Genomic DNA, 24,082 nt, shown 5'->3' with positions numbered 1-24,082 from the left:
GGCCACCCACCCCACCCCGCCCCGCCGCACCTCCGTTGGCGGAAAGTCGACGCACCCGGCCGAGCGCACCGAGGAGCACGCTCCGGCACGCACTCCGACACCACGCCGGGCACGCCCCCAGCACCCCCGCGATCCACCCCTCCCCCCACCCCCCAACACGCCGAACGAACCCCGCCCACACCCCGCCCAACGCCCGATATGTCCGGTTCCTCGGGGTAACGTAAGCGTGTTCGCCCACAGCAGAATCACCGGAGGTGCCCGTGACCGCTGCCGCCGTGGCCTGTGCTCTCACGGGCCAGGGAGCAGGTGTCCGACCCACGTCCGGACGTCCGTATCCGTCGCCGGTCCCCCGGATCGGCCCCCAATTGGCCCCCTTCCGCATTGCCCCCGTCGCAAGTGCGGCAGACTTGAGTGACTGATCACACTGTTTGAACCGTCCGGCAAACTGGGGGCACGGTCCCCTGATGCAGGTCGACAAGGAGAGAACTCGTGGACGACGTTCTGCGGCGCGCCCCGCTCTTCGCGGCGCTCGATGACGAGCAGGCCGCGGAGCTCCGCGCCTCCATGAGTGAGGTGACGCTCGCGCGCGGGGACGCGCTTTTCCATGAGGGCGACCCCGGAGACCGCCTGTACGTGGTCACCGAGGGCAAGGTGAAGCTCCACCGCACGTCCCCCGACGGCCGCGAGAACATGCTCGCGGTGCTCGGCCCCGGCGAGCTGATCGGTGAGCTCTCGCTCTTCGACCCGGGCCCGCGCACGGCCACGGCCTCCGCCCTCACCGAGGTCAAGCTGCTCGGCCTCGGCCACGGCGACCTCCAGCCCTGGCTGAACGCCCGCCCGGAGGTGGCCGCCGCCCTGCTGCGCGCCGTCGCCCGGCGCCTGCGCAAGACCAACGACCAGATGTCGGACCTCGTGTTCTCCGACGTCCCCGGCCGCGTGGCCCGCGCCCTGCTCGACCTGTCCCGCCGCTTCGGCGTGCAGTCCGAGGAAGGCATCCACGTGGTGCACGACCTCACCCAGGAGGAGCTGGCCCAGCTGGTCGGCGCCTCCCGCGAGACGGTCAACAAGGCCCTCGCGGACTTCGCGGGCCGCGGCTGGCTGCGCCTGGAGGCCCGCGCGGTGATCCTGCTCGACGTGGAGCGCCTGGCCAAGCGTTCGCGCTGACACCGCTCTTCCGCATCTTCCGTACGGGGCCCGAGGCGCCGTACGCGATCGGGGCCGCCCCTGGAGTCAGGGGCGGCCCCGCCGTCGTATCCCGCGCCACCAGACGACTTCAGGGCGGAAAGTGCGTGCTCCGGAGCGCGGCACGCTGCACAGTGGGCCCATGGGCACCGTCAGTCGGGGACTGGACAGTCAGGGCTACATCGAGCGTGAGGGCTCGCTGGGGCGGGTGGGCGACGCCTTCAGGCCCGTCGTCGCCGCCGCGCGCGACCGCGTCGCGGAGACCTTCGGCAAGCGCCTCGACAGCGCGTACCTGTACGGCTCCGTGCCCCGCGGCGCCGCCCGCGCGGGCCGCTCCGACCTCGACCTGCTGCTCGTCCTGCGCGAGGAGCCGACGCCGGAGGACCACGCCGACGCGGACGCCGTCGCCGCCGCCGTCGACAAGGAGTTCACCGAGGCCGACGGCGTGGGCATCCTGCTTGCGAGCCGCGCGGCCGTCCTGAGCGACCTGGAGACGTACGACCTCGGCTGGTTCGTGGCCTGCCTCTGCACGCCCCTGCTCGGCGAGGACCTGGCCGAATTCCTGCCCCGCTACCGGCCCGACGGCCTCCTCGCCCGCGAGACCAACGGCGACCTCGCCCTGTTCCTGCCCCGCTGGCGCGCGCAGGCCGCCGCGGTCGCCGACGACCCCGAAGCCCTGCGCGCCCTGGTCCGCCGCGCCTCCCGGCACCTCGTCCGCACCGGCTTCACGCTCGTCATGCCGCGCTGGGGCGGCTGGACCAGCGACCTCACGGAGATGGCGGCGGCGTTCGCGCGGTACTACCCCGAGTGGGCCGACCCGATGCGGGCGACGGCCGCCATGGCCCTCGAACCGGCCGCCGACGCCGCCGCGCTGCGGGAGTACGCCGACGTGATCGGGCCGTGGCTGGCCGAGGAGTACACGGCGGTACACGGAGTGAAGGCACCGCGCCCGGAGCAGGGCGAGCCCGGGGCGCACTGAAGAGTCCCCCGGCGCGTCCGTCGGGCCCGCGCCGCGGCGACCCACCGGACATCCCTAGATGAGCCCGTGCTCCCGCAGGTAGTCCAGCTGCGCCCGCACCGAAAGCTCCGCCGCGGGCCACAGCGAGCGGTCCACGTCCGCGTACACGTGCGCCACCACGTCGCCCGGCGCCACGTGCCCGTTCTCGACCGCCGTCTCCACCTGGGCCAGGCGGTGCGCCCGGTGCGCCAGATAGAACTCGACGGCGCCCTGGGCGTCCTCCAGGACCGGGCCGTGGCCCGGGAGCACCGTGTGCACGCCGTCGTCGACCGTCAGGGAGCGCAGGCGGCGCAGCGAGTCCAGGTAGTCGCCGAGGCGGCCGTCGGGGTGGGCGACGACCGTGGTGCCGCGGCCGAGGATCGTGTCGCCCGTCAGGACGGCCCGGTCGGCGGGCAGATGGAAGCAGAGGGAGTCGGCGGTGTGCCCGGGCGTCGGTACGACGCGCAGCTCCAGGCCGCCCGTCGTGATCACGTCGCCCGCCGCCAGGCCCTCGTCGCCGAGGCGCAGGGCCGGGTCGAGGGCGCGGACCTTGGTGCCCGTCAGCTCCGCGAACCGCGCGGCGCCCTCGGCGTGGTCGGGGTGGCCGTGCGTGAGCAGGGTGAGCCCGACGCGCGCGCCCTGCTCCTCGGCCGTCGCGATCACGTGGGCGAGGTGCGCCTCGTCGAGCGGGCCCGGGTCGATGACGACCGCGAGGCCGGAGTCCGGCTCCGTGACGATCCAGGTGTTGGTGCCGTCCAGGGTCATCGCCGACGGGTTGGGCGCGAGGACGTTGACGGCGCGGGCGGTGGCGGGGCCGCTGAGTACGCCGCCGCGGGGCTGGCCGGGGAGGGCGGCTGCTTCGGTCATGCGGGGGTGACTCCCGTCGGTTCCGGGTGGGTGCGGTGCCGTGGGGCGGCGGGGCGCCTCATGCCGTGCCGCCGACCGGGATGTGCTTGGTGAACTCGTCGTGGCCGGGCCAGGACAGGATCAGCTCGCCGTCCTCCAGGCGGGCCCTGGCCAGGACCGGGGTGAGGTCGCGGGACCCGGCGGCGGCCAGGGCGTCGGCGGCGGTGGCGCAGCCGTCGAGCTGGCGCAGCGTGGAGATGGTCGGCGGCATCATCAGGAGTTCGCCGCGGTCGTAGCGCTCGGCGGCCCTCCGGGGGCGGATCCAGACGGTGCGGTCCGCCTCCGTGGAGACGTCGCGGGTGCGCTGGCCGGCCGGGAGCACGGCGACGAAGAAGAACGTGTCGTAGCGGCGCGGTTCGAACTCCGGGGTGATCCAGCGGGCCCACGCGCCGAGCAGATCGCTGCGCAGGACCAGGCCCCGGCGGTCGAGGAACTCGGCGAAGGAGAGGTCGCGGGCGACCAGGGCGACGCGGTCCGCCTCCCAGTCGTCGCCGGTGGTGTCGTCGATGACGGTGTCCGGGGTCGGCCCGGCGAGCAGGACGCCCGCCTCCTCGTACGTCTCGCGCACGGCCGCGCACACGATGGCCTGGGCCGCCGTCTCGCCCACGCCGAGGCGGGCCGCCCACGCGGTGCGCGGCGGGCCCGCCCAGCGGACGTGGTGGTCGTCGTCGCGGGGGTCGACGCCGCCGCCGGGGTAGGCGTAGGCACCGCCCGCGAACGCCATCGAGGCGCTGCGGCGCAGCATGTGCACCTCGGGGCCCGCGCCGGTGTCCGGCCGGGCCCCGGTGTCTCCGGTGGTTCTGATGTCTCCGGTGTCCCGCAGGAGCATGACCGTGGCCGCCCGGCGGGGCGCGGCAGGCGTCAGTTCGCCTGCCGCGAGGGCACGGATGCGGTCGGGCCACTCCGGTGGGTACCACTGCCCATTTGCCATGGGCGGAGGCTATCCGGTGTGGTGCGGATGTTCGAGGGGCCGCTGGTACGCCGACCTGTACGGCGACCGCGTCGGCACCCCCGGACCCGCTACTGCGGCAGCAGCTCCACCTGGATCTCGACCTCGACCGGCGCGTCCAGCGGGAGCACCGCCACGCCCACCGCGCTGCGGGCGTGCACGCCCTTGTCGCCGAGGACCTCGCCGAGGAGTTCGCTGGCGCCGTTGAGGACGGTGGGCTGGCCGGTGAAGTCGGGGGCCGAGGCGACGAAGCCGGTGACCTTCACGACGCGCGCGATGCGGTCGAGCTCGCCCGCGACCGACTTGACCGCCGCGAGGGCGTTCAGGGCGCAGGTGCGGGCCAGGTCCTTGGCCTCCTCCGGCGTGACCTCCGCGCCGACCTTGCCGGTGACCGGCAGCTTGCCGTCCACCATGGGCAGCTGGCCGGCCGTGTACACGTACACGCCGGACTGGATCGCAGGACGGTACGCCGCGAGCGGCGGGACGACGCCGGGCAGGGTCAGGCCCAGCTCGGCGATCCGGGCCTCGACCACGCCGCTCATGCCTGCTTCTCCCGCTTCAGGTAGGCCACCAGCTGCTCGGGGTTGTTCGGCCCGGGCACGACCTGGACGAGCTCCCAGCCGTCCTCGCCCCAGGTGTCCAGAATCTGCTTCGTGGCATGGACGAGCAGCGGCACGGTTGCGTATTCCCACTTGGTCATACGGCGACTGTAATGCCTGGCACCAGGGGGCCCGCGAACACCCGCTGTCCGGCGCCCCTAAGGGGCGGGTCAGGGGTCGGTGGGGGGCAGCCACATGCGTAGCCCGCCGGGCGACTGGTTAGGCTCGAATACGTGAGCAGGCTCCAGGTCGTCAGCGGCAAGGGCGGTACCGGCAAGACCACGGTGGCCGCGGCCCTCGCGCTCGCCCTCGCGACGGAGGGCAAACGCACCCTCCTCGTGGAGGTCGAGGGCAGACAGGGCATCGCGCAGCTCTTCGAGACAGAGGCGCTGCCCTACGAGGAGCGGAAGATCGCCGTCGCTCCGGGGGGCGGGGAGGTGTACGCCCTCGCCATCGACCCCGAACTGGCCCTTCTGGACTACCTCCAGATGTTCTACAAACTGGGCAGCGCGGGCCGCGCCCTGAAGAAGCTCGGCGCCGTCGACTTCGCGACCACCATCGCGCCCGGTCTGCGCGACGTCCTGCTGACCGGCAAGGCCTGCGAGGCGGTGCGCCGCAAGGACAAACGGGGCCGGTACGCGTACGACTGCGTGATCATGGACGCCCCGCCGACGGGCCGGATCACCCGCTTCCTCAACGTGAACGACGAGGTGGCGGGGCTCGCCAAGATCGGGCCGATACACAATCAGGCGCAGGCCGTGATGCGGGTCCTCAAGTCGCCCGAGACGGACGTGCACTTGGTGACGCTCCTGGAGGAGATGCCCGTCCAGGAGACCGTGGACGGCATCGCCGAGCTGCGCGCCGCCGGCCTCCCGGTGGGCCGCGTCATCGTGAACATGGTGCGTCCGGCCCTCCTGGACGAGGCGGAGCTGGAGCTCGGCCTGGAGCGCACGCCCCGTACGGCCATCGCCAAGACCCTGGCGGCCGCAGGGCTCGGCGGGGCCCGCGGCGCCGCGGGACGGCTCGTGGACCCGCTCCTGGCCCAGGCCGCCGAGTACGCCGAGCGGTACGCCCTGGAGGGCGCCCAGCGGGCCGTGCTCGGCGAGCACGGCCTGCCCCTGCACGAACTGCCCCTGCTGGCCGACGGCCTGGACCTCGGGGGTCTGTACGAACTCGCCACCGAACTGCGACAGCAGGGGGTTTCATGAGCCTCGACCCGGCAGGTGACCCGCTCGACGTCGACGCCCTGCTCGACGACCCGAAGACCCGCATCGTGGTGTGCTGCGGCTCCGGCGGCGTCGGCAAGACGACCACGGCGGCCGCCCTCGGCCTGCGCGCCGCCGAGCGGGGCCGCACGGTGGTGGTCCTGACGATCGACCCGGCGCGCAGGCTGGCGCAGTCCATGGGCATCGACTCGCTGGACAACGTGCCGCGGCGGGTGAAGGACGTCCAGGGCGCCGGGGAACTGCACGCCATGATGCTGGACATGAAGCGCACCTTCGACGAGATCGTCGAGGCGCACGCGGACGCGGACCGGGCCAGGGCGATCCTCTCCAACCCCTTCTACCAGTCGCTCTCGGCGGGCTTCGCGGGCACGCAGGAGTACATGGCGATGGAGAAGCTGGGGCAGCTGCGCTCCCGCGACGAGTGGGACCTGATCGTGGTGGACACCCCGCCGTCGCGCAGCGCCCTCGACTTCCTGGACGCCCCGAAGCGGCTGGGTTCGTTCCTGGACGGGAAGCTGATCCGGCTCCTGATGGCCCCGGCGAAGGTGGGCGGCCGGGCCGGGATGAAGTTCCTGAACGTCGGGATGTCGATGATGACGGGGGCGCTCGGCAAGCTGCTCGGGGGCCAGCTCCTGCGGGACGTGCAGACCTTCGTGGCCGCGATGGACACGATGTTCGGCGGCTTCCGCAAGCGGGCCGACGCGACGTACCGGCTGCTGCAGGCGCCGGGGACGGCGTTCCTCGTGGTGGCGTCGCCGGAGCGGGACGCGCTGCGGGAGGCTGCGTACTTCGTGGAGCGGCTCGCGGCGGACGACATGCCGCTGGCGGGGCTCGTCCTGAACCGGGTGCACGGCAGCGGTGCCGCCGAGCTGTCGGCGGAGCGGGCGCTGGCCGCGGCGGAGAGGCTCGAGGAGGAGGTGGCGGAGGGCCGCGGGGAGCAGGACGCGGAGGGCTCCGTGGAGGGCTCCGGGAAGGCCGCCGGGGAGGGCTCCGGGAAGGACGCCGGAGGCGCCGCCGAGGAAAATCTTGCGGCGGGCGGCATTGTGGATCAGGAGGACGGGAATGTTGGTCTGCGTAACTCCTCAGAGTCCGAGGCTCCCAACTCCCCTGAGGCGATCGGCACTTCTCCTTCAACCAAAGACGACGACTCCGGCGCGTCCGTCGAGCAGCTGACCGCGGGCCTGCTGCGGCTGCACGCCGAGCGCATGCGGCTGCTCGCCCGCGAGCGGCACACCCGGGACCGCTTCACCGCGCTGCACCCGGAGGTGGCCGTGGCGGAGGTGGCCGCGCTGCCGGGCGACGTGCACGACCTCGACGGCCTGCGCGCGATCGGCGAGCGGCTCGCCGCGGCCACCGGTGACCACGCGTGACCGCCCGTCCAGGCGTGCGCGCACGCCCTTCGTACCTCTGCCGCACAGGACACCGCCTGTCCTGACGCGCGCTGTCGAATCACCTGGCGTACAGCCCATACGTCAGGTGTCGCACAGTCCGTGCGTCAGGCTGCCCGGCAGCCCCGGTGCCGCCTGTGAACGGCGGCACTCCTGGGGGCCGGTGGTCGGCGGTGGTGCTGCGACGGATGCCGCGTGGTGCCACCTGGCATGGCGTACGACGCGGCGTGATGCTGCGCGACGAGGGCTCAGCCCACGGCCGCGTAGCTCTCGTAGGTCTCTTCGTCGTCCAAGTCCACGGGCAGCAGGCCCGTGCCACGCTCGTACTCGGAGCGTGCTGTCTCAAGGAGCCTGCGCCACGAGGTGACCGTGGGACGCCTGCGCAGCAAGGCGCGGCGCTCCCGCTCTGTCATGCCACCCCACACGCCGAACTCGACGCGATTGTCCAGCGCGTCGGCCAGGCACTCCGTGCGCACCGGGCAGCCGGTGCACACCGCCTTGGCCCTGTTCTGCGCTGCTCCTTGTACGAACAGTTCATCCGGATCGGTAGTGCGGCAGGCGGCCTGCGCACTCCAGTCGGTTACCCAGCCCATACCGGCGCCGTCCTCTCCCGAATCGAGGCTCCCCCACGGCGGCAGCGGCATATTCACCGCCGCCAGTTGAGGACGTTACGGAAGGTGGGCACAGCGCAACACCCCCTGCGGGCCCAATCTTGAATGGCCCGAACGGACTATGCGTAAGCGGCAGATCACCCGACGGAGTGAGCTGGCGACATGCGTGACCAACCCGGCAAATGCGGGCAGTTCAGCTGGGTCACAGCGGACGCGAGGAGACGGACGAGGCGGATTCGGACATCGTTTCCAGCTGCGCTCGTCCTGCACTCGTCGTGCGCTCGTCCTGCACTTGTCGTGGCACGAGGCTTGTTGCGCGACCGCACTGCTGTGACAGTTGAGAGCAGCTTAGGCCAAGGCATATACGCGTGTCCGGCGAATCAGAACGTAGGCTGCCCCCATGGCAAACAAGCGATCGGGCGGTGGTCTCTCCCCCGCGCAGCAGGCCGCCAAGTTCCTGGGCGTGAGCGTGCTCGCGGGCGCGGTGCTCGCCGGGATCGCGCTGCCCGCGGCGGGCGTGATCGGCCTCGCGGCCAAGGGGTCGGTCGAGGGCTTCGACGAGATCCCGGCCAACCTGAAGCAGCCGCCGCTGAGCCAGCGCACCACGATCCTGGACTCGGCGGGCGGCGCCATCGCCACGGTGTACTCGCGCGACCGCACAGTGGTGCCGCTGAAGGGCATCTCGCCGTACATGCAGAAGGCGATCGTCGCGATCGAGGACTCCCGTTTCTACGAGCACGGCGCGGTGGACCTCAAGGGCATCCTGCGCGCGGTGAACCAGAACGCGCAGAGCGGCGGCGTCGCGCAGGGCGCCTCCACGCTCACGCAGCAGTACGTGAAGAACGTCTTCGTGGAGGAGGCCGGCGACGACCCCGACAAGGTCGCCGAGGCCACCCAGCAGACCCTCGGCCGCAAGATCCGCGAGCTGAAGTACGCGATCCAGGTCGAGGAGGAGCTCGGCAAGAAGCGGATCCTCAAGAACTACCTGAACATCACGTACTTCGGTCAGCAGGCGTACGGCGTCGAGGCCGCCTCCCAGCGGTACTTCTCCAAGCCCGCCAAGGACCTCAAGCTCCAGGAGGCCGCCCTCCTCGCCGGCATCGTGCAGTCGCCGAGCCGCTACGACCCGGTGAACGACCCGGCCGAGGCCAAGCAGCGCCGCAACGTCGTGCTCCAGCGCATGGCCGAGACGCACGACATCTCGCAGCGCGAGGCCGACGAGGCGAAGCAGACCAAGCTCGGCCTGGACGTCAGCCGCCCCAAGAACGGCTGCATCACCGCCGTGAAGGGCGCCGGGTTCTTCTGCAAGTACGTCGAGAAGACCTTCCTGAACGACCCGGTCTTCGGCAAGACCAAGGAGGCCCGCGCCAAGCTGTGGAACCGCGGCGGCCTGCGCATCAGGACGACGCTCGACCCGCAGACCCAGACCTCGGTGCAGGCCTCGATCAAGGATCACGTCTACCAGACCGACGACGTGGCCACCGCTGCCACCATCGTCGAGCCCGGCAGCGGCAAGATCCTCGGCATGGGCCAGTCCCGCCCGTTCGGCTACAACAAGAACGAGACGGAGATCAACCTCTCCGTCGACGACAACATGGGCGGCGGCGCGGGCTACCAGCCCGGTTCGACGTTCAAGCCGATCGTGGCCGCGGCGGCCCTGGAGCGCGGCATGTCGCCGGGCAAGCGGTACGACTCCCCGTACGAGATGCCCTACCCCGAGCGGGTCTCCGCCTGTGACGGCAAGACCTGGCGGAACTTCGGCAACCAGAAGCTCACCAACGAGAACGAGTCCGAGGTCGGCCCCTACCGCATGCGGGAGGCCACCGCGAAGTCGGTCAACACCTACTTCGTGGAGATGATCGGCGACATCGGCATCTGCCCGGTGACGAAGATGGCCGACAAGATGGGCGTCCAGCGCGCCAACGGCAAGCCGATGGACCAGGCGCCGTCGATCGCGCTCGGCACCCAGGAGGTCTCGCCGCTGACGATGGCCAGCGCGTACGCGACCTTCGCGGCGCGCGGCAAGTACTGCACGCCGATCGCCATCGAGTCGATCCGCACCCTCGGCGGCAAGTCCCTGCCGGTGCCGAAGTCCACGTGCTCGCAGGCCATGTCGGAGCGGACCGCCGACACGATCAACACCCTCCTCAAGGGCGTGGTCGAGGACGGCACCGGCAAGCAGGCCGGCCTCGGCTCCCGCGACAGCGCGGGCAAGACCGGTACGACGGACTTCCGCTACGCCGCCTGGTTCGCGGGCTACACCCCGAACATGTCCGGCGCCGTCTGGGTCGGCGACCCGGCCCACGACCGCCGCATGGTCAACATCACCATCGGCGGCCGCCCCTACGGCAAGGTCTTCGGCGGCGAGGTCCCCGGCCCGATCTGGCGCGACGCCATGAGCGGCGCCCTGGAGGGCAAGCCCGACCCCGACTTCGAGACGGTGCGCCTGCCCGGCGACAAGGACCGGGACCGGGATCGCGGTGACGGCGACGGCGGCAATGGGGGCAACGGCGGCGACGACGGGAAGCCGGGCAACGGCAACGGCGGCCACAACGGTGGGGGCGGTGGCGACGACGATGACGACAACCCGTGGCCGGACCTGCCCGGGGTCATCGGTGGTGGGGACGGCGGGTCCGGGGGCTGGCGGGACTAGGCCGGGCCGGGGGCCTCGGGGCCGCTGAGTGCGCCGCCCCACGGGGCGTCCGCATCCGCAGATACAGATGGGGCGCCGCCCGAGTCGGGAAGTTCGACTCGGACGGCGCCCCATCGACGTACGAGACGGCGCCCCGCCGACATACGAGACGGCGCCCCGCCGACCTACGAGAACGCGGAAACTCAGCCGCCGGCGAGGAGCTTCTTGACCGTGGCGGCGACCCGGCCGCCCTCCGCGCGCCCGGCGACCTTCGGGTTCACGATCTTCATGACCTGGCCCATGGCGCGCGGCCCCTCGGCGCCCGCGCCCTTCGCCTCGGCGACGGCCGCGGCGACGATCTGCTCCAGGTCGTCGTCGGAGAGCTGCTGCGGCAGGTACTCGGCGAGCACCTCGCCCTCCGCCTTCTCCCGCTCGGCCTGCTCGGGGCGGTTGCCCTGGGTGAAGGCGTCGGCGGCCTCGCGGCGCTTCTTCGCCTCGCGGGTGATCACCTTCTGCACCTCGTCGTCGGAGAGCTCGCGCTTCTCCTTGCCCGCGACCTCCTCCTTCTGCACGGCGGCGAGGGTCATCCGCAGCGTCGAGGAGCGCAGCTCGTCGCGCCCCTTGATCGCGGCGTTGAGGTCGTCCTGAAGCTTCGACTTGAGCGTGGTCATGGGGCAATTGTGGCAGGTGGACCGTGTGTGTGGCCCCTTCATTTCCGGGGGCGGCCGCCCGGGGACCCCGGGGCGTCCGACGGGCGTACGGGGTCTGACACGATGGAGGCATGCGCGCGCGATACGCAGTACCTCTGGGAATCACGGCGACGGCCGCGGCCGGAATCGCCTACTCGGTGGGCATCGAGGCCCGCTTCTTCCGGCTGAGGCGGGTGACGGTCCCGGTGCTCCCCGCCGGAATGCGCCCCTTGCGCGTGCTACAGGTCTCCGACATCCACATGGTGTCCGGTCAGCGCAAGAAGCAGCGCTGGCTGCAGTCGCTCGCGGGCCTGCGCCCGGACTTCGTGATCAACACGGGCGACAACCTGTCGGACCCGCAGGGCGTGCCGGAGGTCCTGGACTCGCTCGGCCCGCTGATGTCCTTCCCCGGGGCGTACGTCTTCGGCTCGAACGACTACTACGGCCCGACGCTGCGCAACCCCGGGCGCTACCTGATCGAGAAGATGCAGGGCCGCCACGGCCTCAACGGCAACAAGCCCGTGGTCGGGGCGGTCCACAACCCGTGGGAGGACCTGCGGGACGGCTTCGACGCGGCGGGCTGGGTGAACCTCACGAACACCCGCGGGGCGCTGAAGATCGACGGCTACGACATCGCGCTGACCGGCCTTGACGACCCGCACATCAAGAGGGACCGGTACGCGCGCGTGGCGGGCGGCCCGGTGGCCGACGCCGACTTCTCGATGGGCATCGTGCACGCCCCGTACCTGCGCGCCCTCGACGCCTTCACGGCCGACGGCTACCCCCTGGTCCTCGCCGGCCACACCCACGGCGGCCAGCTGTGCATCCCCTTCTACGGAGCCCTGGTCACCAACTGCGACCTGGACACGGACCGGGTGAAGGGCCTGTCGACGCACGAGGCCGAGGACCACACGTCCTACCTGCACGTCTCCGCGGGCTGCGGCACCAGCCGCTACACCCCCCTCCGCTTCGCCTGCCCCCCGGAGGCCACCCTCCTGACCCTCACGGAACGCTCCCCCGCCGCCTGAGCCCCACCCGCGCCCCACCCCGCAAAACCGGATTTCGTCTCCGGCCGCCGGTCCGCTAAAGTAATCGATGTCGCCGCGACCTGCCCAGCAGGACCGCCGGAACAACGACATCGGGGTGTGGCGCAGCTTGGCAGCGCGCTTCGTTCGGGACGAAGAGGTCGTGGGTTCAAATCCCGCCACCCCGACACAGGTCAGAGGCCCATTCGCTTGATCGCGAATGGGCCTCTGTCGTGCTCGGGGAGCCAAACAGGGGGCCAACCGCTTCTGATCAGGCGCCTGCGTCGCCCTCTTCCGGGTCGCGCGCCTCGTCCTGTCCCTGGTCCTCGGCGAAGATCACATCCATCGCTTCGGCGCCCTTGGTGATCACAGGCCGTAGCTGTTTGCGGTAGACGACCTCCGTGGTCGTCTGGCTGGTGTGTCCGACCAACAGCGCGATGGTCTCCAGCGGGACGCCGTGGTCGGAGAGCAGGGACACGAAGCTGGTCCGCGTCTCCCGCGTCGTCCACTCGTGCGGCTTCAGCTCGATGCCCGGCATCTTGGCCGCTTTGGCGACGATGGCACGGAAGTCACGCCGGACGTTGGCCGCATCGATCGGCTCGCCGCTCCGGGTCGTGAAGACTAGCCCGTTCGGGCTCCACTCCTTCCCCTTCGACGCGCGCTCCTGCTTCTGCCACCGCATGTGCTCTTCGAGCACTTCGACCACCATCGTCGGCAGAGCGATGGTCCTGCGGCTCTTCCTGGTCTTGGTCTCGCCGTGCTTCCGGACCGAGCGCCACACCGCGACGTGCGGCGGGATGCCGTCCTTCGTCTCCAGGAAGACGTGATCCCAGGTGAGCGGCCGTGCCTCCTCTGTGCGTACGCCGCTGAGGAACGAGAGGACGAGGTAGGCGTAGAGCCGTGACGGGCGAGCCGCAACAAGCACGGCCTTCGCTTGCTCCAGGTTCAACGCCTTGCTCGGGCGACCGGGGCGCCCTTCTGGTGCAGTGACGAGCAGGGCGACGTTCCGCGCCGCCTTATCGCGGCGCTGCGCGTGCGCGGTGGAACGCCGCAGGATCGCGAGCAGGTCCCGGAGGCTTCGCGTCGCGAGGAACTCGGACCGGTCGTCCAGCCAGTCGTCGATGTCGTCCGCACTCAGGTCCTTCAGCTTTGCCTTGCCGATGAACGGGATCAGGTGCTTGTCCGCCACGGAACGGTTCTTGCCGATGGTGCCCTTCTCGTCACGTCCCTTGAGGCCGCGCTGCAGCCAGTCGTTCACCGCGTCGGCCACGGTGTAGTTGGCTGGGGCCTTGACGCCCGACTGCACCTCCTTCTTCAAGTCCCGGATCTTCTGCCGGACTTCGGTCTTCGTCTTGCCGTAGACCTTCGGTCGTCGGCGCTTGCCGTTCGGGGCGTACCCCAGGGACACGGCACCCACGAAGCGGTTCTTCGCCGCGTCCCAATAGATCGTGTCCTCACCGTGGCCAGCTCTGCGGGCAGGCTTCGGGGTCTCGCTCATGCGGTGCTCTCCAATCGACACAGCCGCGCCCCCATGGGAGGCGCGGCTGTGTCGAAGTGCGTAGGGACGGAAGGGGAGTTCAGGCAGCGGCTTCGGCCTCGCGCTTGAGGAGTTCGACGTACTTCGCGACGTACTCAAGCGGGACTAAACGACGGCGGCCGATGCGAACGGTCTGGAGCCGTCCGAGGCGGATCTCCTCGTAGACCATCGAGCGGCCGATGCGCAGCACCACTGCGGCCTCTTCCGGTCGGTACAGGAGCTGCTCGGCGGGGGCGGCGAGCGCGGTGCTCATCCGGGGTGCCTCCTCGGTGGGAAGGTCTTGAGTGCTCCTCGGGGGACTGCGTCTGTCCGAGGTTCGGATTTCTGCGTCATTGCGTCATCAGCGTCATCCGGGCTTCTGACCTGGGGCTTTGCGTGACGCATGGATTCGGGCGTGCGTCATCGGCGCGTCATGGCCTGCGTCATCGCATGACGCAGATGACGCAGGATGACGCAGGGCCCGTCGTCTGCGTCATGGCTGTAGCCGCAGGCCAGGGGCCGTTTTCCCGGCCGGATGACGCAGATGACGCAGCGTCTTCCCTCTTAGGACAAAAGAGGGGCTGTCTGTTGTCATGGGGTGCGCCTCACAGCGTGGAGGTGGAGAAGGAGCCGCTTCGCGGCGCGACCTTTGGGCGGCGCGGTGCGCCGAACAGCAAGAAGAGCACGCCCGCGCGGGGTGCTCTTCTTGCTTGTCCGCGCGAACGCCTGGCGCGGGTTAGAAGATCGGCTTCTGCTCGTGTGGGGGTGGGGTGGGCAGGCGGGTCATTTCGAGGTAGCGGCCCTCGCTGGTCCGGCCGGAGTCGATGAGGACGCCCCGGGCGGCCAGCGTCGGCTGGAGACGCTTGAGGCGGTCGGAGAGGACCTTTCCCGTGGTCGGCCACCCCTTGGGCAGGGGACGCAGGTCCTCGTCGCTGTAGAGGCCGCTGAGGCTGTGCAGCCACTCAGTTGAGGTCATCCGCTCCGCTGCGCCCTCCTCCATGGTCTCGGCGTGCCGGAGAACGGTCTGCGCCAGGAGATCGCCCTCGATCACGTCGTCGTTCAGGTCATCCAGGCTGGCCCGGTACGCGCTGAGTGCCCCCAGGCCGGTTGCCGCGTCGAGCTGCGCGCACAGGTGCGCGAAGTCCGCCATCCGCAGATCGGTGGGGGTCTCCGCCTCGGCCGCGCGGACCTTGACCGTCAGATCGAGCAACGACCCGAGCACGACGGGCAGCACCTCCGCGTACTCCGCCCACAGTTCCGCCTCGGTGCGCCGAACTTGGGGCCGCTCCAGCCGCAGGGGCAGGAGCCGTTCGGCGAGGTCGGGCCGGATGACGCCGACGTCGATGCCGGTCAGCAGCAGAGGGCGTCGGTAGCGGGCCCGGAAGACGTCCCCGTCGGTGAACAGGGCGCGCTTGACGCTCTCGGCGCCGGTCACGATGCAGCACATGGCATCCGACAGGTCCGGGGTCATGTGGGACAGGTTGTCCAGGGCCGTGACCCAACCGGCCGCGACCGCCGCGATCAGGTTCTCCTCATCCTTCGGCGCGCGTCGAAGGTCCCCGCTCATGCCCTCCACGATCCTGATGAGCATGCGCCCGCCGGTGGACTTGCCCGCGCCCTGCGGTCCGGCGAGGAACGGGGCGGGGACGGGCACGGACGGACCGAGGCAGCCGATCAGCCAGGCGATGGCCAGGCACTCGGTTTCCGCATTGGCGAAGTTGCACAGGCGGAGCAGGAGGTCGATGCCCTTGCCGTTGGTGTCCTTGGCGGGCAGGGGGAGTTCGCCGGTGAGCTGGGTACGGCGCCAGCACACCTCGCGGGGGTCGGGAACAGCGATATCCCAGCCGGTGGGGTGGATGCGGACGGACTGCCCGTCGTTGCGGCCCAGGTCCAGCCAGGTTGCCCCGTCGAATCCGGGGGCGATGCGGATGTGCACGGCCTGTGTGTCCTCATACAGGGCGAGTGCTTCGATCAGGTCCAACGCTTCTTTGAGGGCGGTGCCGTTGAATACGCCGTGTCCGTCGCGGTAGAGGCCGACCATGAGTTCCTGGCGGTGGCTGCCTGTGGTGCCCTGGGAGCGGATCGGGCGGGCCACGGGGTGGCCGTTCTTCTGCGCGTACACGGTGCCGTCGGCGGTGCGGAAGTACCGGAAGTGCGCTTGCGCGTAGTCGGTGATGACCTCGCGGGCAGGGTTCTTCTCGTCCTCGCCCATGGTCACAGCCCCAGCCTGGTGCGGGCGTTGGTCCACGCGTTTGTGCAGTGCCGGGGCGACTCGCCCTTGGCCTGCGCGGCGGTGAACAGGCGCCCGATGTGCGTTTCGGTGAGGCAGCCGCACCGGCCGTGCACGGACAGCACGGCCAGGAACGTCCGGTAGACGGTGGCGTGCACGCCACTGCGGGCGTCGGTGATGCGCTGCTCCGCCATGGCGATGCCACGGTCCAGATACGTGGGCGTGCGGTGCCGGCACTCCTTGCTCCCGGTCGATGCGGGCACGGCGATGGCCCGTAGGGCGGGCTGGTCCGCGACGGGCTTCGTCGCGGCGAGCGTGCGCACGGCGTCCGGCAACGGCGTGGGGGTGTCGGTGCCGTGGCCGCGCCAGCGGGCGTAGGACATCGTGGACTTGATGTCGACGCCGGGCCGGACTGCGTTGGCGGAACCCATCGCCCCGAGGTAGATCCAGTGCTCACCCCGGGTGGTGGCCACGCTCTGCGTGGCGGGCAGGTGCTCGCGGGCCCATGTGATCGCGTCGGTGTTGTCCAGGTCGACGACCGTCAGTCCCGCCCCGCCCGGGTGGTAGGCGACCGCGCTCGCGCGCATCCATGCCCACCGCCAGATGCTGGAGTTGATGACGTCCCTGTCGGTGGTCGCGGCGGCCCATGCGTGGCAGACGCCGGGGCAGGCGCACGGCCCGGCGTTCTTCATGTTGGGTCGGCCGCCGCAGGTGTTGTCGGTGCAGCGGCGACAGTTGCCGAACGGCATCTTCCCCGCTCGTAACGGCAGCACAGGCAGGCCGGAGGCTGCCAGGGCGAGCGCGGTCGACAGGTGCCCTCGCCGAATGTCGGTGGGTTGCGTCATGCTGGGAGACCTCCACAGCTCTGATGTGGGCAGGTGGACAAGGGCGGCCCCGGTTCTTTGGCGAGAGGGGAGCCGCCCTTGGCGTAGCTACTGCTCGTCGTCGGCGGGCAGGGGGGTGTGCCAGGTGGCGAGCTGATACATCTCCAGGACCTCAAGCAGGAGTTCGTCCGTCTCGCCGGTGGGGTCGTCGGGGTCGGTGACCAGCACGCGGGGCGGGCAGGTGAGCCGGTCGCGCACGCTCAGGCGGTGGGCGGGGGCGTCGTCGGGGTTGGTGTCGGCGCGCAGCGTCCAGACCTGGCCGGGCGCGGCCAGCACTATCGGGTCACCGCGCAGGATGCCGCGATGGATGAGCCGTAACGCCACCAGCTCGGGGAGGTAGTCGAGTTCGGTCAGCTCCCGGGCACGGGAGTGGAGGAAGACATGGGCCTGGTCGGCGCCCACGATCAGGGCGAGGGGTGTGGTGTGGACGGTCATGGCGGGTGTTCCTTCCAGGTCACTTGGCCTTGGGGCGGGTGAGTTTGACGGTGATCCCGCCGACGCCGAGCGGTCCGGCGACGGCACCGATCGTGGCGGCGGTGTGCGCGGCGATGTCGAGCAGCGCGAGGAACGCCACGACCAGGCCCATGCCGCCGACACAGGCCGAGGTGACCACGGCGGCGCCGACCAGGTAAGTGCGGGCCGTACGGCGCGCAGGGGCGGGCACGGGCTGCACGAGGATGATCGGCTGGCCGGTGGCCTGTGCGCGCCGGTAGGTGTCCGCGGGGATGTGCGGGGCGAGAACGCCCGGGATGACCGCGGGCGGTTGACGGTGGCGCATGGGGCGCCTCCTACCGGTCGGAGATGGTGTCGGCGATGGACTGGATGGAGTCGCTGATGTCGGGGCCGGCGTCGGTGGAGGCGAGCAGGAACCCGAAGAGGACGGCGACCAGCGCGCCGCCGACGGCAACCTTGCGGTGGTGCACAAGCAAGACCAGCACGACACCGGCGAGCAGGACGAGCGAGATGGTCACGGCCATGCCTGGTCTCCTTTCGTGGTGGTGGAGTTGGGCTTAGCGGCGGCGCCGGTAGGCGCGTTGACGGCACGCCGGGGAGCAGTAGCGAGGGGGCCGCCCTGTTGCGGCGCGGGTGATTGGCCGCTTGCACTGCGGGCAGCGTTTACGGCGGTCGCGCGTCGGCCGGGTTTCGTCACTCGTTTCGTCACGCAACTCCGGTAGCGGCGGGGCGTTGTGGGTGGTGATCTCCCAGAGCGCACGGGCGATGTTCTCGGTGCCGAGTACGTGGCGGGGGCGGCTGGGGGCGTCCCAGCCAGGGCGGGCGGGCAGGTCAGCGACCTTGCGCCAGCCAGCGGCGCGCAGGCTCGCGCCGCTTTCGCCGTCTTGGGTGTATGTGATGGCGCGGCGGTAGCCCGCGTTGCGGGCGGTGCGCCATGCAGCTGCGTACAAGGCGGAGCAGGCGTTCGTGGTGCCGTCCGTCGCGACGCGGGTGACTTCGATGGTCAGGCCGTTGTCGAGATGGCGGTTGACAGGGCGGCCCACGATGGCCACTCCGGCCAAACGGCCGTCGTCCGTTTGGACCCCGAGGGAGAACTGATGCCCTTGTGGCGGGTCGTGGTGTCGGTGGTGGGTTTCGACGTAGGCGCATGCGGCCTGCCACTTCATGGGCCGGATGTGCAGTCGTTGCAGGACTGATGGCGCGGTCACTGGGTGCCTGCGCGGTAGGTGCGGGCCCACCGGTTGTAGAGCCAGCGGCCGGTGCGGATGCGTTTGCCGGTGGCGTGGCAGCGGCGGCAGTCCTTGCCGCGCTTGAGGCGGCCCTTGCGGTCGGTGGTCATCGCGAAGCCCCATCCGGAGCACTTGCGGCAGGTGCCGAACGGCGAGGCAGTACACACCGCGACGTAACACAGTGTTATGCCGATGGTGAGGGTGATAGCGAGCAGGGCAGGGGTCATCACGGGCCCTCCCAGGGCGGTTTCAGGGGTTTCCGCAGATGGGCCGCTATCCGCTAGCGGCCTGATCAGATCAGGTTTGGGGTGCTAGCGGGGCCGCTAACGTTAGCGGGGTGTGCCGCTATCGTTAGCGGCCCCGGACCCTCAGCCCGCGTCCCGCTTCCCGTCACGCTCCGCAATCGCGGTGGTGATGTGGGAGCGGTCAATGCCGCGCCGGTTGACGACCTTGCCGTTCACGCGGCGGCCGACCTGGATGGTCGCGATGCCGTGCGGCTTCAGAGCCGCGGCAAGCGCGTCGGGGTCCCAGCCCTCGTAGACCTCCGGGCGCAGCTCCGACAGGCGCGCGGCGACGGTCTCCGACCACAGCTTGGGTTCCTTGGCCGCGACCACGGCCAGGATGTCGGCGAGCAGGTCGTAGGCGGCCACGGTCGGCTCCGGTGCCTCGCCGAGCGCGTGCCCGGACAGGGTGCCAGCGCGCTCGCGGGCGGTGCGGGCGCGGGCGCCGATGGCTTCGGCGGCGCGGCCGTCGATGTAGACGGAGCGCACGATGCGGGCGTCGGAGCCCTCGCCGACCAGGTAGTGGATGCCCTTGTCGCCCCAGGCGAACATGGTCGCGCGGACCCCGCGCTTGTAGGCGGAGGTACCGAGCACCATGTCGTTCTCCAGCTGGCCCATGACCTTCAGGCACATCCGCAGGGAGGCGTTCGCGCTGATGCCGGTGGGCAGGGACTTGGCGTCCGGGCGCTGGGTGGCGAGCAGCACCACGATGCCGGTGGCAGGGCCGCGCTTGACCAGGTCGGTGATGATCTCCTCGAACTCCTTGCCGTGGTCGGCGTGCTCGAACAGGACCTGGCACTCATCCACGCCGACCACGATGGGGTGCAGGCCCAGCGCGCGCTTGTCGGCGAGCGCGCTGGTGACCTTGGACTCCGGGCAGATGTCCCGCGGCAGCGCACGGATCGCCTTGGTACGGCGGCGCAGTTCCTCGCGCAGGGCACGGAAGTCGTTCAGCGCGTAAGCGATGACCTCGTCATCGTCACCCGCTCCGTGCCGGTGCGAGACCGCATCGCCCACCGGGTCGAGGTCGCCGGTGCCCTTCATGTCGTAGGTGTGCAGCTCCGCCCGCGGATCCAGCGCCGCGATCAGCAGGAGCAGTCGGAGGAGGAAGGTCTTGCCCATGCGCGGGATCGCGCCGATGACTCCGGCGATGTACATGAGGGTGAGTTCGACCCAGCGTCCGCGCTGGTCGGTGCCGTAGGCGACGGGCTTGAACAGGTCCGTGGTGCCGGACTTCAGCAGCGGCCAGGCGGGCTGCTTGGCCTTGGACATGTCCTGATCTCCCACCCACAGCACCAGGTGCCCGGTGTGCTCGTCCGGCACCGCCTCAGGCCACACACACCCGAGGGGGCGGCGCAGGCCGGAGGCGAGGCGTTCGCGGCGCTCGATGATGTCGGTGACCGTCACCCCGTAGGGCAGGTTGCCTTCCGCACGCCATCCGGGCCCGTCGCGGGTGATCGGGGCGGTGAACTCGAACCCGTCCCGGCCCTTGCCCTGTGCCTGGTTGATCGCAGGGATACCGAGGGAGCCGAGGGCGCGCAGCACAATGCCGCTGGTGAGCTTCACCGTCTTGGGCAGGTCGACCGCCCGGTGGACGACCGGGGCATCCGCCTTGCGCCCGGCATAGCCGAGCGCCATGACCAGCGCGCCGACAGAGATCGCCTGAAGCCAGCCGGGGGCGAGCACATAAATCGCGAGCGCTGCCCCCAGGCCGACGAACAGCGCCAGCGTGGCGACCAGGGCGCGCAGCCGGACCCGGCCGTCGCGCTGACGCGAGAGCTTCAGGTACTCCGCCGCGTCCTCGCGCCGCACCGCGGCCAGCCGCACCGGCTCGCCCTCGGTGTCCGCGACCCAGCGCATCGCGGCACCGGTGAACTTCGCGGCCCCGGCAGGGGCTTGGAAGGTGAGACGGGCGGCGTACCAGGGCGAGCGCAGCGCGTGATAGCCGACCGTGTGGGCGTAGTGGCGGGTCACCCAGGCGGTGGCGGTCTTCAGCTCAGCCACCGACCGCAGCCACACCGGCACCACATCCCGGCGCCGGGCCCCCATCAACCGACCCAAGTACCCGGGACCGGCCGACTTCGCCTCCGGCTGGTCGACCATCACGCGCTGGTCCAGGTCGGCCGACTCGGTGACCGGCGCGGGGCCCTGCTCGACCGGGCCGGAGTCGGCCGACTCGGTCCGGGCGGCACGGGCCTTGTCCAGGTCGACCACCTCACCGCCGGAGGTCAGGCCGCGGGGGGTGCTCATCTCTGCTTCGAGCCGGTTGAACAGTTCGTTCTCGTCGTCGGAGTGGTTCATCGATTCCCTCCCGTACGGGTCAGAGCGCTGTGGTTCTGGGTGTCGTGGCACAGCAGGCACATGCCGAGCGAGACCGGCAGGCAGTAGCTGTAGGTGACCTGGCACACGGGGCAGGTGCGGCGCGCGAGCATCGCCAGCGCGAGCGCGCCCCACTTGCGCGAGGTCATCGGCCGCACCGGCTTGGCCAGGTCCTCGCGGTAGAGGTAGGCGACCAGCGCACCGGACTTGCGGCCGCGGTGGCGCAGCATGAGCTGCGCCGCTATCGGCTGGCCGCCCGGACGCAGGCCGCGTGCCCGGAGCTGACGGCGCGTGGCCAGGCCGTCGGGGGCGTACTTCCAGGGGTAGGTGGGGATGCCGAAGCGGGCGCCGGTGGGGTCGTAGCACTTGCTGTACGCGGCGCCCATCACGCCACCTCACAGCCGCGCTCGCCGCGCAGCGTGTCGCGCAGCGTCCGGGCGTTCGCGGGCGAGGTGTGCACCGCCTTGCGGATGCCCTCGGCCGTCAGTTTGGCGTCGGGCCAGTCGGCCGTTGCCGTGCGCGCCTCATCGAGCAACTGCGCCGGGGTGCGCTTGGGCCGGGTCGACTTCGCGACGTCCGGTACCCGACCGGTCGCCCGGCGCGGCTGCTTGGACTGAGCGGGCACCGTACGCGCCGCGATCGGGCGGGCAGGGGCCGACTCGATCGCGTGGACGGGCTTGCTCGCCACGGCCGACTTCAGGAACCCGACAGCCACCGGTCGGGGCAGCGCCGTGACGTTCGCAGTGATCGGCGCGGGTGTCGATTCGGGGAAGTCAGCCGTAGACCGAATCCTCCCGGTCTCGGTAGATTCCTCCTCATTCGCAGTCGGGGGCTCGATCGGGTCGGGGCGGTGGTGCAGGACCTTGGCGACCAGATCCGACCCGAAGTAGATAGCCCCGACCGGAAGCGACGTGGCGAGCAGGACCAGCGCCCAGTTCGCCGGGTCCCAGTCAGCGAGTCGGCCCCAGTCGACCGTCTTGCCGTGGAGCTCCGGGACGAGGCCGTGCACGTAGTTGAGGACCAGCGACGCGAGGGTGTAGGTGCCCAGGACGCGCAGGGCGAACTTCCGGGCGTCACCGGTCAGTACGAGGGTGGCGACCAGGGCGAGGGCCATCAGGCCGTCGACGACGAACGGGTACAGCGTCGCGGCCGTATCGTCCGCGCCGATCGCGCGGGCCACGTCGCGCAACGCGTTCCACGAGACCCGAAAGGCCATGGAGACGACGGCGACCAGAGCGAGCACGAGCAGGCTCTTGCCCTTGTTGCTCTTCACCGGTCCGCCTCCCCCGCGTCGTTGTCCGCCTCGTTCGTGGACGGGGCGGGCACCTGGGTGGCGAGGTAGCGGGCGATCAGCAGGCACCCCACCGAGAGGGCGAGGGCGGGCCAAGGGAGGGCGTAGACGAACGCCGACACGCTCGCGGCGACCGCACCCAGCACGCACACGACGGTGGCGACCAGCCGCCACCCCTTGCGACCGACGGCGCTCATGCCGCACCCCCCAGCGCGAGCAGCACCGCCAGGATGAGCAGGGCGCCACCGGCGCAGGTCAGGTCGACCGCGCGGCGCAGGCAGGTGAACTTGGCGACCGCCATCCGGGACAGCCCGGCAATGTCGGCAGCCAGATCGTTCGCCATCGCGGCGGGGATCTCTTCGGGCGTGAGCGTGGCCCACAGCGTGAAACCGTGCCTGCCACGCAAGTTCGGCCGCGCGGAACGCAGCAACAGACCGGCCGCCGTGACCAGCAACCCCATGCCGAGAGCCCCGGTCACGCAGGTGGCAGGGTTCAGGGACAGCGCACGGGCGACGGTCCAGGCGCCGGCGAACACCGCGCCGACGAACGCCAGCAACAGCCCCGTCTTGGTGTCCGTACGCGTAATCTCCGCCTTCACCTCAGCGAGCGCGGCCATCAGATTCCGGTCGGGGGCGCTCACGCGGCACCACCGGGAAGGCTCGCACCGGCCGCAAGGTTGACCAGCGAAACCCGGGCGGCAAGCGCCCGACGGCGGGCCCGGCGGATACGGCGCTCGTCCAGCTCGTTCGGCGTGCGGTCGAGGGTGATGATCTGCGCGTCGAGCAGGTCGACGTCCGCGAGGATCACGGGCATCTCCCGCTCGATCGCGGCCAGCTCCGCACTGGTCGGCTCGATCCAGTCGGCGAACGCCGTAACAGCGTCCTGAACAGTAACGATGTGGTCCATGGGTCGTGTTCTCCCTAGCAGGTGGAACGGCCCGAACAGCGCCCCCGGAGGGCCAACTCCGGGGGCGCGCGCCGTTGAAATTGGGTGGGGGTGGGTCAGGCGTAGATGTGCTGGGCACCGGCCACGCGCAGCGCGGTGTGTGCCTGGCGGGCCCGCAGACCCGCCGCGTCCAGCTCGTCGGCCGGGACGTCGCCCACGGCCATCGCGGCGTCGACCGCTTCCTGAGCAACCGCCAGAAGCCCGCCGACCTGCGTGGTCATGAACAGCGTGTCCATCGCACTGGTGACAGCCGAGCGGGCCGCATAGCGGGCCTGGCGCGTCTCGGCCGTGTCGGCCACGCCTTCCCGGCGGGCCACGATCTTCAGGTACTGCTGTTCACGGTGGCGGACCAGCGCGGCCAGCAGCGCCGGGACCGCATCCGCCAGTGTGCGACGGCGCTGCTCGGCCGTCGCTGTGCGGGTTGTTCGGGTGGTGCTCAGGTGCTGCATGAACCCGGCGACGACGGCCCCGGCCAGAGTGCCGAGAACCGCGATCAGCGTTGCAGTCATGAGGACTCCCAAAGGGTCGTAGGAGCACGTTCCGGCTCCCCTCAGCGCTGCTCGTACGAGACGAGCAGCGGAGGCAACCGGCCGCAGCAGACGAGCTGCGGAGCAGTCGAACCGCTCTGTGCATCACGCGAGGGACCTCGCGTGGCCGCCTACTTGCCCGAGGAGAGGCGGCGTGATCCCCATGCAGTTGTCAAGGAACGATCAGCGCGGGGCCCGCGGCG

27 protein-coding genes, 1 tRNA gene and 1 pseudogene are annotated in these 24,082 nt (G+C 71.0%); 7 read left to right on the top strand and 22 right to left on the bottom strand.

All coding sequences use genetic code 11. The features are described from left to right. Positions 1 to 489 precede the first annotated feature (489 nt). On the top strand, positions 490 to 1,164 hold the full coding sequence (locus AB6L24_RS26460) for a Crp/Fnr family transcriptional regulator (protein ID WP_016642758.1): 675 nt from the start codon (positions 490 to 492) through the stop codon (positions 1,162 to 1,164). Positions 1,165 to 1,324: 160 nt separating this feature from the next. Beyond that, a complete protein-coding gene (locus tag AB6L24_RS26455) occupies positions 1,325 to 2,161 on the top strand; it encodes a nucleotidyltransferase domain-containing protein (protein ID WP_405659163.1) in 837 nt (278 codons plus the stop codon). Positions 2,162 to 2,215: 54 nt separating this feature from the next. Here the strand turns inward: AB6L24_RS26455 and AB6L24_RS26450 are convergent, their stop codons facing one another. The 4 genes from AB6L24_RS26450 to AB6L24_RS26435 all read right to left on the bottom strand — a co-directional run bounded on the left by AB6L24_RS26450 (position 2,216) and on the right by AB6L24_RS26435 (position 4,734). Further along, complete coding sequence (locus AB6L24_RS26450) at positions 2,216 to 3,046, bottom strand: MBL fold metallo-hydrolase (RefSeq protein ID WP_405659161.1); 831 nt, start codon at positions 3,044 to 3,046, stop codon at positions 2,216 to 2,218. 58 nt (positions 3,047 to 3,104) lie between these two features. Then, a complete protein-coding gene (locus tag AB6L24_RS26445) occupies positions 3,105 to 4,016 on the bottom strand; it encodes an NUDIX hydrolase (RefSeq protein ID WP_405659159.1) in 912 nt (303 codons plus the stop codon). 89 nt (positions 4,017 to 4,105) lie between these two features. Further along, a complete protein-coding gene (locus AB6L24_RS26440; RefSeq protein WP_087885212.1) occupies positions 4,106 to 4,576 on the bottom strand; it encodes a RidA family protein in 471 nt (156 codons plus the stop codon). After that, positions 4,573 to 4,734: a DUF4177 domain-containing protein gene (locus AB6L24_RS26435; RefSeq protein ID WP_003975360.1), complete on the bottom strand. Its 162-nt coding sequence runs from the start codon at positions 4,732 to 4,734 to the stop codon at positions 4,573 to 4,575. The genes AB6L24_RS26440 and AB6L24_RS26435 overlap by 4 nt, the downstream gene beginning before the upstream one ends. A gap of 132 nt (positions 4,735 to 4,866) precedes the next feature. Between AB6L24_RS26435 and AB6L24_RS26430 the strand changes: the two genes are divergently transcribed. Both AB6L24_RS26430 and AB6L24_RS26425 read left to right on the top strand, forming a co-directional pair. After that, positions 4,867 to 5,841 (top strand): ArsA family ATPase, encoded by a 975-nt coding sequence (locus AB6L24_RS26430; RefSeq protein ID WP_405659157.1) that lies wholly within the window; start codon positions 4,867 to 4,869, stop codon positions 5,839 to 5,841. After that, on the top strand, positions 5,838 to 7,229 hold the full coding sequence (locus tag AB6L24_RS26425; protein WP_405659155.1) for an ArsA family ATPase: 1,392 nt from the start codon (positions 5,838 to 5,840) through the stop codon (positions 7,227 to 7,229). The genes AB6L24_RS26430 and AB6L24_RS26425 overlap by 4 nt, the downstream gene beginning before the upstream one ends. A 266-nt stretch (positions 7,230 to 7,495) precedes the next feature. Here the strand turns inward: AB6L24_RS26425 and AB6L24_RS26420 are convergent, their stop codons facing one another. Next, positions 7,496 to 7,840 carry a WhiB family transcriptional regulator gene (locus AB6L24_RS26420; protein WP_170316297.1) on the bottom strand — a complete coding sequence of 115 codons (345 nt, stop codon included), beginning with the start codon at positions 7,838 to 7,840 and terminating at the stop codon, positions 7,496 to 7,498. Between the two features lie 418 nt (positions 7,841 to 8,258). Between AB6L24_RS26420 and AB6L24_RS26415 the strand changes: the two genes are divergently transcribed. Beyond that, on the top strand, positions 8,259 to 10,511 hold the full coding sequence (locus AB6L24_RS26415) for a transglycosylase domain-containing protein (RefSeq protein ID WP_405659151.1): 2,253 nt from the start codon (positions 8,259 to 8,261) through the stop codon (positions 10,509 to 10,511). Between the two features lie 182 nt (positions 10,512 to 10,693). Here the strand turns inward: AB6L24_RS26415 and AB6L24_RS26410 are convergent, their stop codons facing one another. Beyond that, positions 10,694 to 11,161, bottom strand: a complete 468-nt coding sequence (locus AB6L24_RS26410) for a GatB/YqeY domain-containing protein (RefSeq protein ID WP_405659148.1) — start codon at positions 11,159 to 11,161, stop codon at positions 10,694 to 10,696. 110 nt (positions 11,162 to 11,271) lie between these two features. Here AB6L24_RS26410 and AB6L24_RS26405 point away from each other — a divergent pair, with 110 nt between their 5' ends. Continuing rightward, the gene (locus AB6L24_RS26405; protein ID WP_405659146.1) at positions 11,272 to 12,207 is read left to right on the top strand and encodes a metallophosphoesterase; all 936 of its coding nucleotides are present in this window, start codon (positions 11,272 to 11,274) and stop codon (positions 12,205 to 12,207) included. A gap of 111 nt (positions 12,208 to 12,318) precedes the next feature. Continuing rightward, positions 12,319 to 12,392 (top strand) — tRNA-Pro (locus AB6L24_RS26400). An 83-nt stretch (positions 12,393 to 12,475) separates the two neighbouring features. Here the strand turns inward: AB6L24_RS26400 and xerC are convergent. The 16 genes and pseudogenes from xerC to AB6L24_RS26320 all read right to left on the bottom strand — a co-directional run bounded on the left by xerC (position 12,476) and on the right by AB6L24_RS26320 (position 23,861). Beyond that, positions 12,476 to 13,702, bottom strand: a complete 1,227-nt coding sequence (gene xerC, locus AB6L24_RS26395; RefSeq protein WP_405659144.1) for a tyrosine recombinase XerC — start codon at positions 13,700 to 13,702, stop codon at positions 12,476 to 12,478. A gap of 79 nt (positions 13,703 to 13,781) precedes the next feature. After that, the gene (locus AB6L24_RS26390) at positions 13,782 to 13,994 is read right to left on the bottom strand and encodes a helix-turn-helix domain-containing protein (RefSeq protein ID WP_405659142.1); all 213 of its coding nucleotides are present in this window, start codon (positions 13,992 to 13,994) and stop codon (positions 13,782 to 13,784) included. A 462-nt stretch (positions 13,995 to 14,456) separates the two neighbouring features. Next, the gene (locus tag AB6L24_RS26385; protein WP_405663344.1) at positions 14,457 to 15,932 is read right to left on the bottom strand and encodes an ATP-binding protein; all 1,476 of its coding nucleotides are present in this window, start codon (positions 15,930 to 15,932) and stop codon (positions 14,457 to 14,459) included. A 2-nt stretch (positions 15,933 to 15,934) separates the two neighbouring features. Continuing rightward, positions 15,935 to 16,795, bottom strand: coding sequence for a bifunctional DNA primase/polymerase (locus AB6L24_RS26380; protein WP_405659139.1), 861 nt, complete (start codon positions 16,793 to 16,795; stop codon positions 15,935 to 15,937). 87 nt (positions 16,796 to 16,882) lie between these two features. Next, positions 16,883 to 17,269: a hypothetical protein gene (locus AB6L24_RS26375; RefSeq protein ID WP_405659137.1), complete on the bottom strand. Its 387-nt coding sequence runs from the start codon at positions 17,267 to 17,269 to the stop codon at positions 16,883 to 16,885. 19 nt (positions 17,270 to 17,288) lie between these two features. Beyond that, positions 17,289 to 17,612: a hypothetical protein gene (locus AB6L24_RS26370; protein WP_405659135.1), complete on the bottom strand. Its 324-nt coding sequence runs from the start codon at positions 17,610 to 17,612 to the stop codon at positions 17,289 to 17,291. Between the two features lie 10 nt (positions 17,613 to 17,622). Further along, positions 17,623 to 17,811: a hypothetical protein gene (locus AB6L24_RS26365; RefSeq protein ID WP_405659133.1), complete on the bottom strand. Its 189-nt coding sequence runs from the start codon at positions 17,809 to 17,811 to the stop codon at positions 17,623 to 17,625. 216 nt (positions 17,812 to 18,027) lie between these two features. Then, positions 18,028 to 18,453 (bottom strand): annotated as a pseudogene (locus tag AB6L24_RS26360) (XF1762 family protein); the annotation flags it as partial. 38 nt (positions 18,454 to 18,491) lie between these two features. Beyond that, positions 18,492 to 18,743 carry a hypothetical protein gene (locus tag AB6L24_RS26355; RefSeq protein ID WP_405659131.1) on the bottom strand — a complete coding sequence of 84 codons (252 nt, stop codon included), beginning with the start codon at positions 18,741 to 18,743 and terminating at the stop codon, positions 18,492 to 18,494. 141 nt (positions 18,744 to 18,884) lie between these two features. Beyond that, positions 18,885 to 21,098, bottom strand: a complete 2,214-nt coding sequence (locus AB6L24_RS26350; RefSeq protein ID WP_405659129.1) for a cell division protein FtsK — start codon at positions 21,096 to 21,098, stop codon at positions 18,885 to 18,887. Further along, positions 21,095 to 21,502 carry an RRQRL motif-containing zinc-binding protein gene (locus AB6L24_RS26345; protein ID WP_405659127.1) on the bottom strand — a complete coding sequence of 136 codons (408 nt, stop codon included), beginning with the start codon at positions 21,500 to 21,502 and terminating at the stop codon, positions 21,095 to 21,097. Before AB6L24_RS26345 ends, AB6L24_RS26350 begins: the two co-directional genes overlap by 4 nt. Further along, on the bottom strand, positions 21,502 to 22,332 hold the full coding sequence (locus AB6L24_RS26340; protein ID WP_405663342.1) for a DUF2637 domain-containing protein: 831 nt from the start codon (positions 22,330 to 22,332) through the stop codon (positions 21,502 to 21,504). The genes AB6L24_RS26345 and AB6L24_RS26340 overlap by 1 nt, the downstream gene beginning before the upstream one ends. A 53-nt stretch (positions 22,333 to 22,385) precedes the next feature. Further along, positions 22,386 to 22,604, bottom strand: a complete 219-nt coding sequence (locus AB6L24_RS26335) for a hypothetical protein (RefSeq protein ID WP_405659125.1) — start codon at positions 22,602 to 22,604, stop codon at positions 22,386 to 22,388. After that, positions 22,601 to 23,047 (bottom strand): Pycsar system effector family protein, encoded by a 447-nt coding sequence (locus AB6L24_RS26330; protein WP_405659123.1) that lies wholly within the window; start codon positions 23,045 to 23,047, stop codon positions 22,601 to 22,603. The genes AB6L24_RS26335 and AB6L24_RS26330 overlap by 4 nt, the downstream gene beginning before the upstream one ends. Next, on the bottom strand, positions 23,044 to 23,313 hold the full coding sequence (locus AB6L24_RS26325) for a DUF6284 family protein (protein ID WP_405659121.1): 270 nt from the start codon (positions 23,311 to 23,313) through the stop codon (positions 23,044 to 23,046). The genes AB6L24_RS26330 and AB6L24_RS26325 overlap by 4 nt, the downstream gene beginning before the upstream one ends. Before the next feature lie 95 nt (positions 23,314 to 23,408). Next, positions 23,409 to 23,861, bottom strand: coding sequence for a hypothetical protein (locus AB6L24_RS26320; RefSeq protein ID WP_405659119.1), 453 nt, complete (start codon positions 23,859 to 23,861; stop codon positions 23,409 to 23,411). Positions 23,862 to 24,082 lie beyond the last annotated feature (221 nt).

The organism is Streptomyces sp. RK9 (assembly GCF_045070545.1).
Taxonomy (GTDB): domain Bacteria; phylum Actinomycetota; class Actinomycetes; order Streptomycetales; family Streptomycetaceae; genus Streptomyces; species Streptomyces alboflavus.
The sequence above is the reverse complement of the archived record's forward strand: the minus strand, read 5'-3'. Positions and strand labels throughout refer to the sequence as shown.

Excerpts from the sequence above, each read along its gene's own strand:
- AB6L24_RS26455 (WP_405659163.1), top strand. The coding sequence starts at position 1,325 with ATGGGCACCGTCAGTCGGGGACTGGACAGTCAGGGCTACATCGAGCGT.
- AB6L24_RS26450 (WP_405659161.1), bottom strand. The coding sequence starts at position 3,046 with ATGACCGAAGCAGCCGCCCTCCCCGGCCAGCCCCGCGGCGGCGTACTC.
- AB6L24_RS26445 (WP_405659159.1), bottom strand. The coding sequence starts at position 4,016 with ATGGCAAATGGGCAGTGGTACCCACCGGAGTGGCCCGACCGCATCCGT.
- AB6L24_RS26440 (WP_087885212.1), bottom strand. The coding sequence starts at position 4,576 with ATGAGCGGCGTGGTCGAGGCCCGGATCGCCGAGCTGGGCCTGACCCTG.
- AB6L24_RS26435 (WP_003975360.1), bottom strand. The coding sequence starts at position 4,734 with ATGACCAAGTGGGAATACGCAACCGTGCCGCTGCTCGTCCATGCCACG.
- AB6L24_RS26425 (WP_405659155.1), top strand. The coding sequence starts at position 5,838 with ATGAGCCTCGACCCGGCAGGTGACCCGCTCGACGTCGACGCCCTGCTC.
- AB6L24_RS26420 (WP_170316297.1), bottom strand. The coding sequence starts at position 7,840 with ATGGGCTGGGTAACCGACTGGAGTGCGCAGGCCGCCTGCCGCACTACC.
- AB6L24_RS26415 (WP_405659151.1), top strand. The coding sequence starts at position 8,259 with ATGGCAAACAAGCGATCGGGCGGTGGTCTCTCCCCCGCGCAGCAGGCC.
- AB6L24_RS26410 (WP_405659148.1), bottom strand. The coding sequence starts at position 11,161 with ATGACCACGCTCAAGTCGAAGCTTCAGGACGACCTCAACGCCGCGATC.
- AB6L24_RS26405 (WP_405659146.1), top strand. The coding sequence starts at position 11,272 with ATGCGCGCGCGATACGCAGTACCTCTGGGAATCACGGCGACGGCCGCG.
- xerC (WP_405659144.1), bottom strand. The coding sequence starts at position 13,702 with ATGAGCGAGACCCCGAAGCCTGCCCGCAGAGCTGGCCACGGTGAGGAC.
- AB6L24_RS26390 (WP_405659142.1), bottom strand. The coding sequence starts at position 13,994 with ATGAGCACCGCGCTCGCCGCCCCCGCCGAGCAGCTCCTGTACCGACCG.
- AB6L24_RS26385 (WP_405663344.1), bottom strand. The coding sequence starts at position 15,932 with ATGGGCGAGGACGAGAAGAACCCTGCCCGCGAGGTCATCACCGACTAC.
- AB6L24_RS26380 (WP_405659139.1), bottom strand. The coding sequence starts at position 16,795 with ATGACGCAACCCACCGACATTCGGCGAGGGCACCTGTCGACCGCGCTC.
- AB6L24_RS26375 (WP_405659137.1), bottom strand. The coding sequence starts at position 17,269 with ATGACCGTCCACACCACACCCCTCGCCCTGATCGTGGGCGCCGACCAG.
- AB6L24_RS26370 (WP_405659135.1), bottom strand. The coding sequence starts at position 17,612 with ATGCGCCACCGTCAACCGCCCGCGGTCATCCCGGGCGTTCTCGCCCCG.
- AB6L24_RS26365 (WP_405659133.1), bottom strand. The coding sequence starts at position 17,811 with ATGGCCGTGACCATCTCGCTCGTCCTGCTCGCCGGTGTCGTGCTGGTC.
- AB6L24_RS26355 (WP_405659131.1), bottom strand. The coding sequence starts at position 18,743 with ATGACCCCTGCCCTGCTCGCTATCACCCTCACCATCGGCATAACACTG.
- AB6L24_RS26350 (WP_405659129.1), bottom strand. The coding sequence starts at position 21,098 with ATGAACCACTCCGACGACGAGAACGAACTGTTCAACCGGCTCGAAGCA.
- AB6L24_RS26345 (WP_405659127.1), bottom strand. The coding sequence starts at position 21,502 with ATGGGCGCCGCGTACAGCAAGTGCTACGACCCCACCGGCGCCCGCTTC.
- AB6L24_RS26340 (WP_405663342.1), bottom strand. The coding sequence starts at position 22,332 with ATGGCCTTTCGGGTCTCGTGGAACGCGTTGCGCGACGTGGCCCGCGCG.
- AB6L24_RS26335 (WP_405659125.1), bottom strand. The coding sequence starts at position 22,604 with ATGAGCGCCGTCGGTCGCAAGGGGTGGCGGCTGGTCGCCACCGTCGTG.
- AB6L24_RS26325 (WP_405659121.1), bottom strand. The coding sequence starts at position 23,313 with ATGGACCACATCGTTACTGTTCAGGACGCTGTTACGGCGTTCGCCGAC.
- AB6L24_RS26320 (WP_405659119.1), bottom strand. The coding sequence starts at position 23,861 with ATGACTGCAACGCTGATCGCGGTTCTCGGCACTCTGGCCGGGGCCGTC.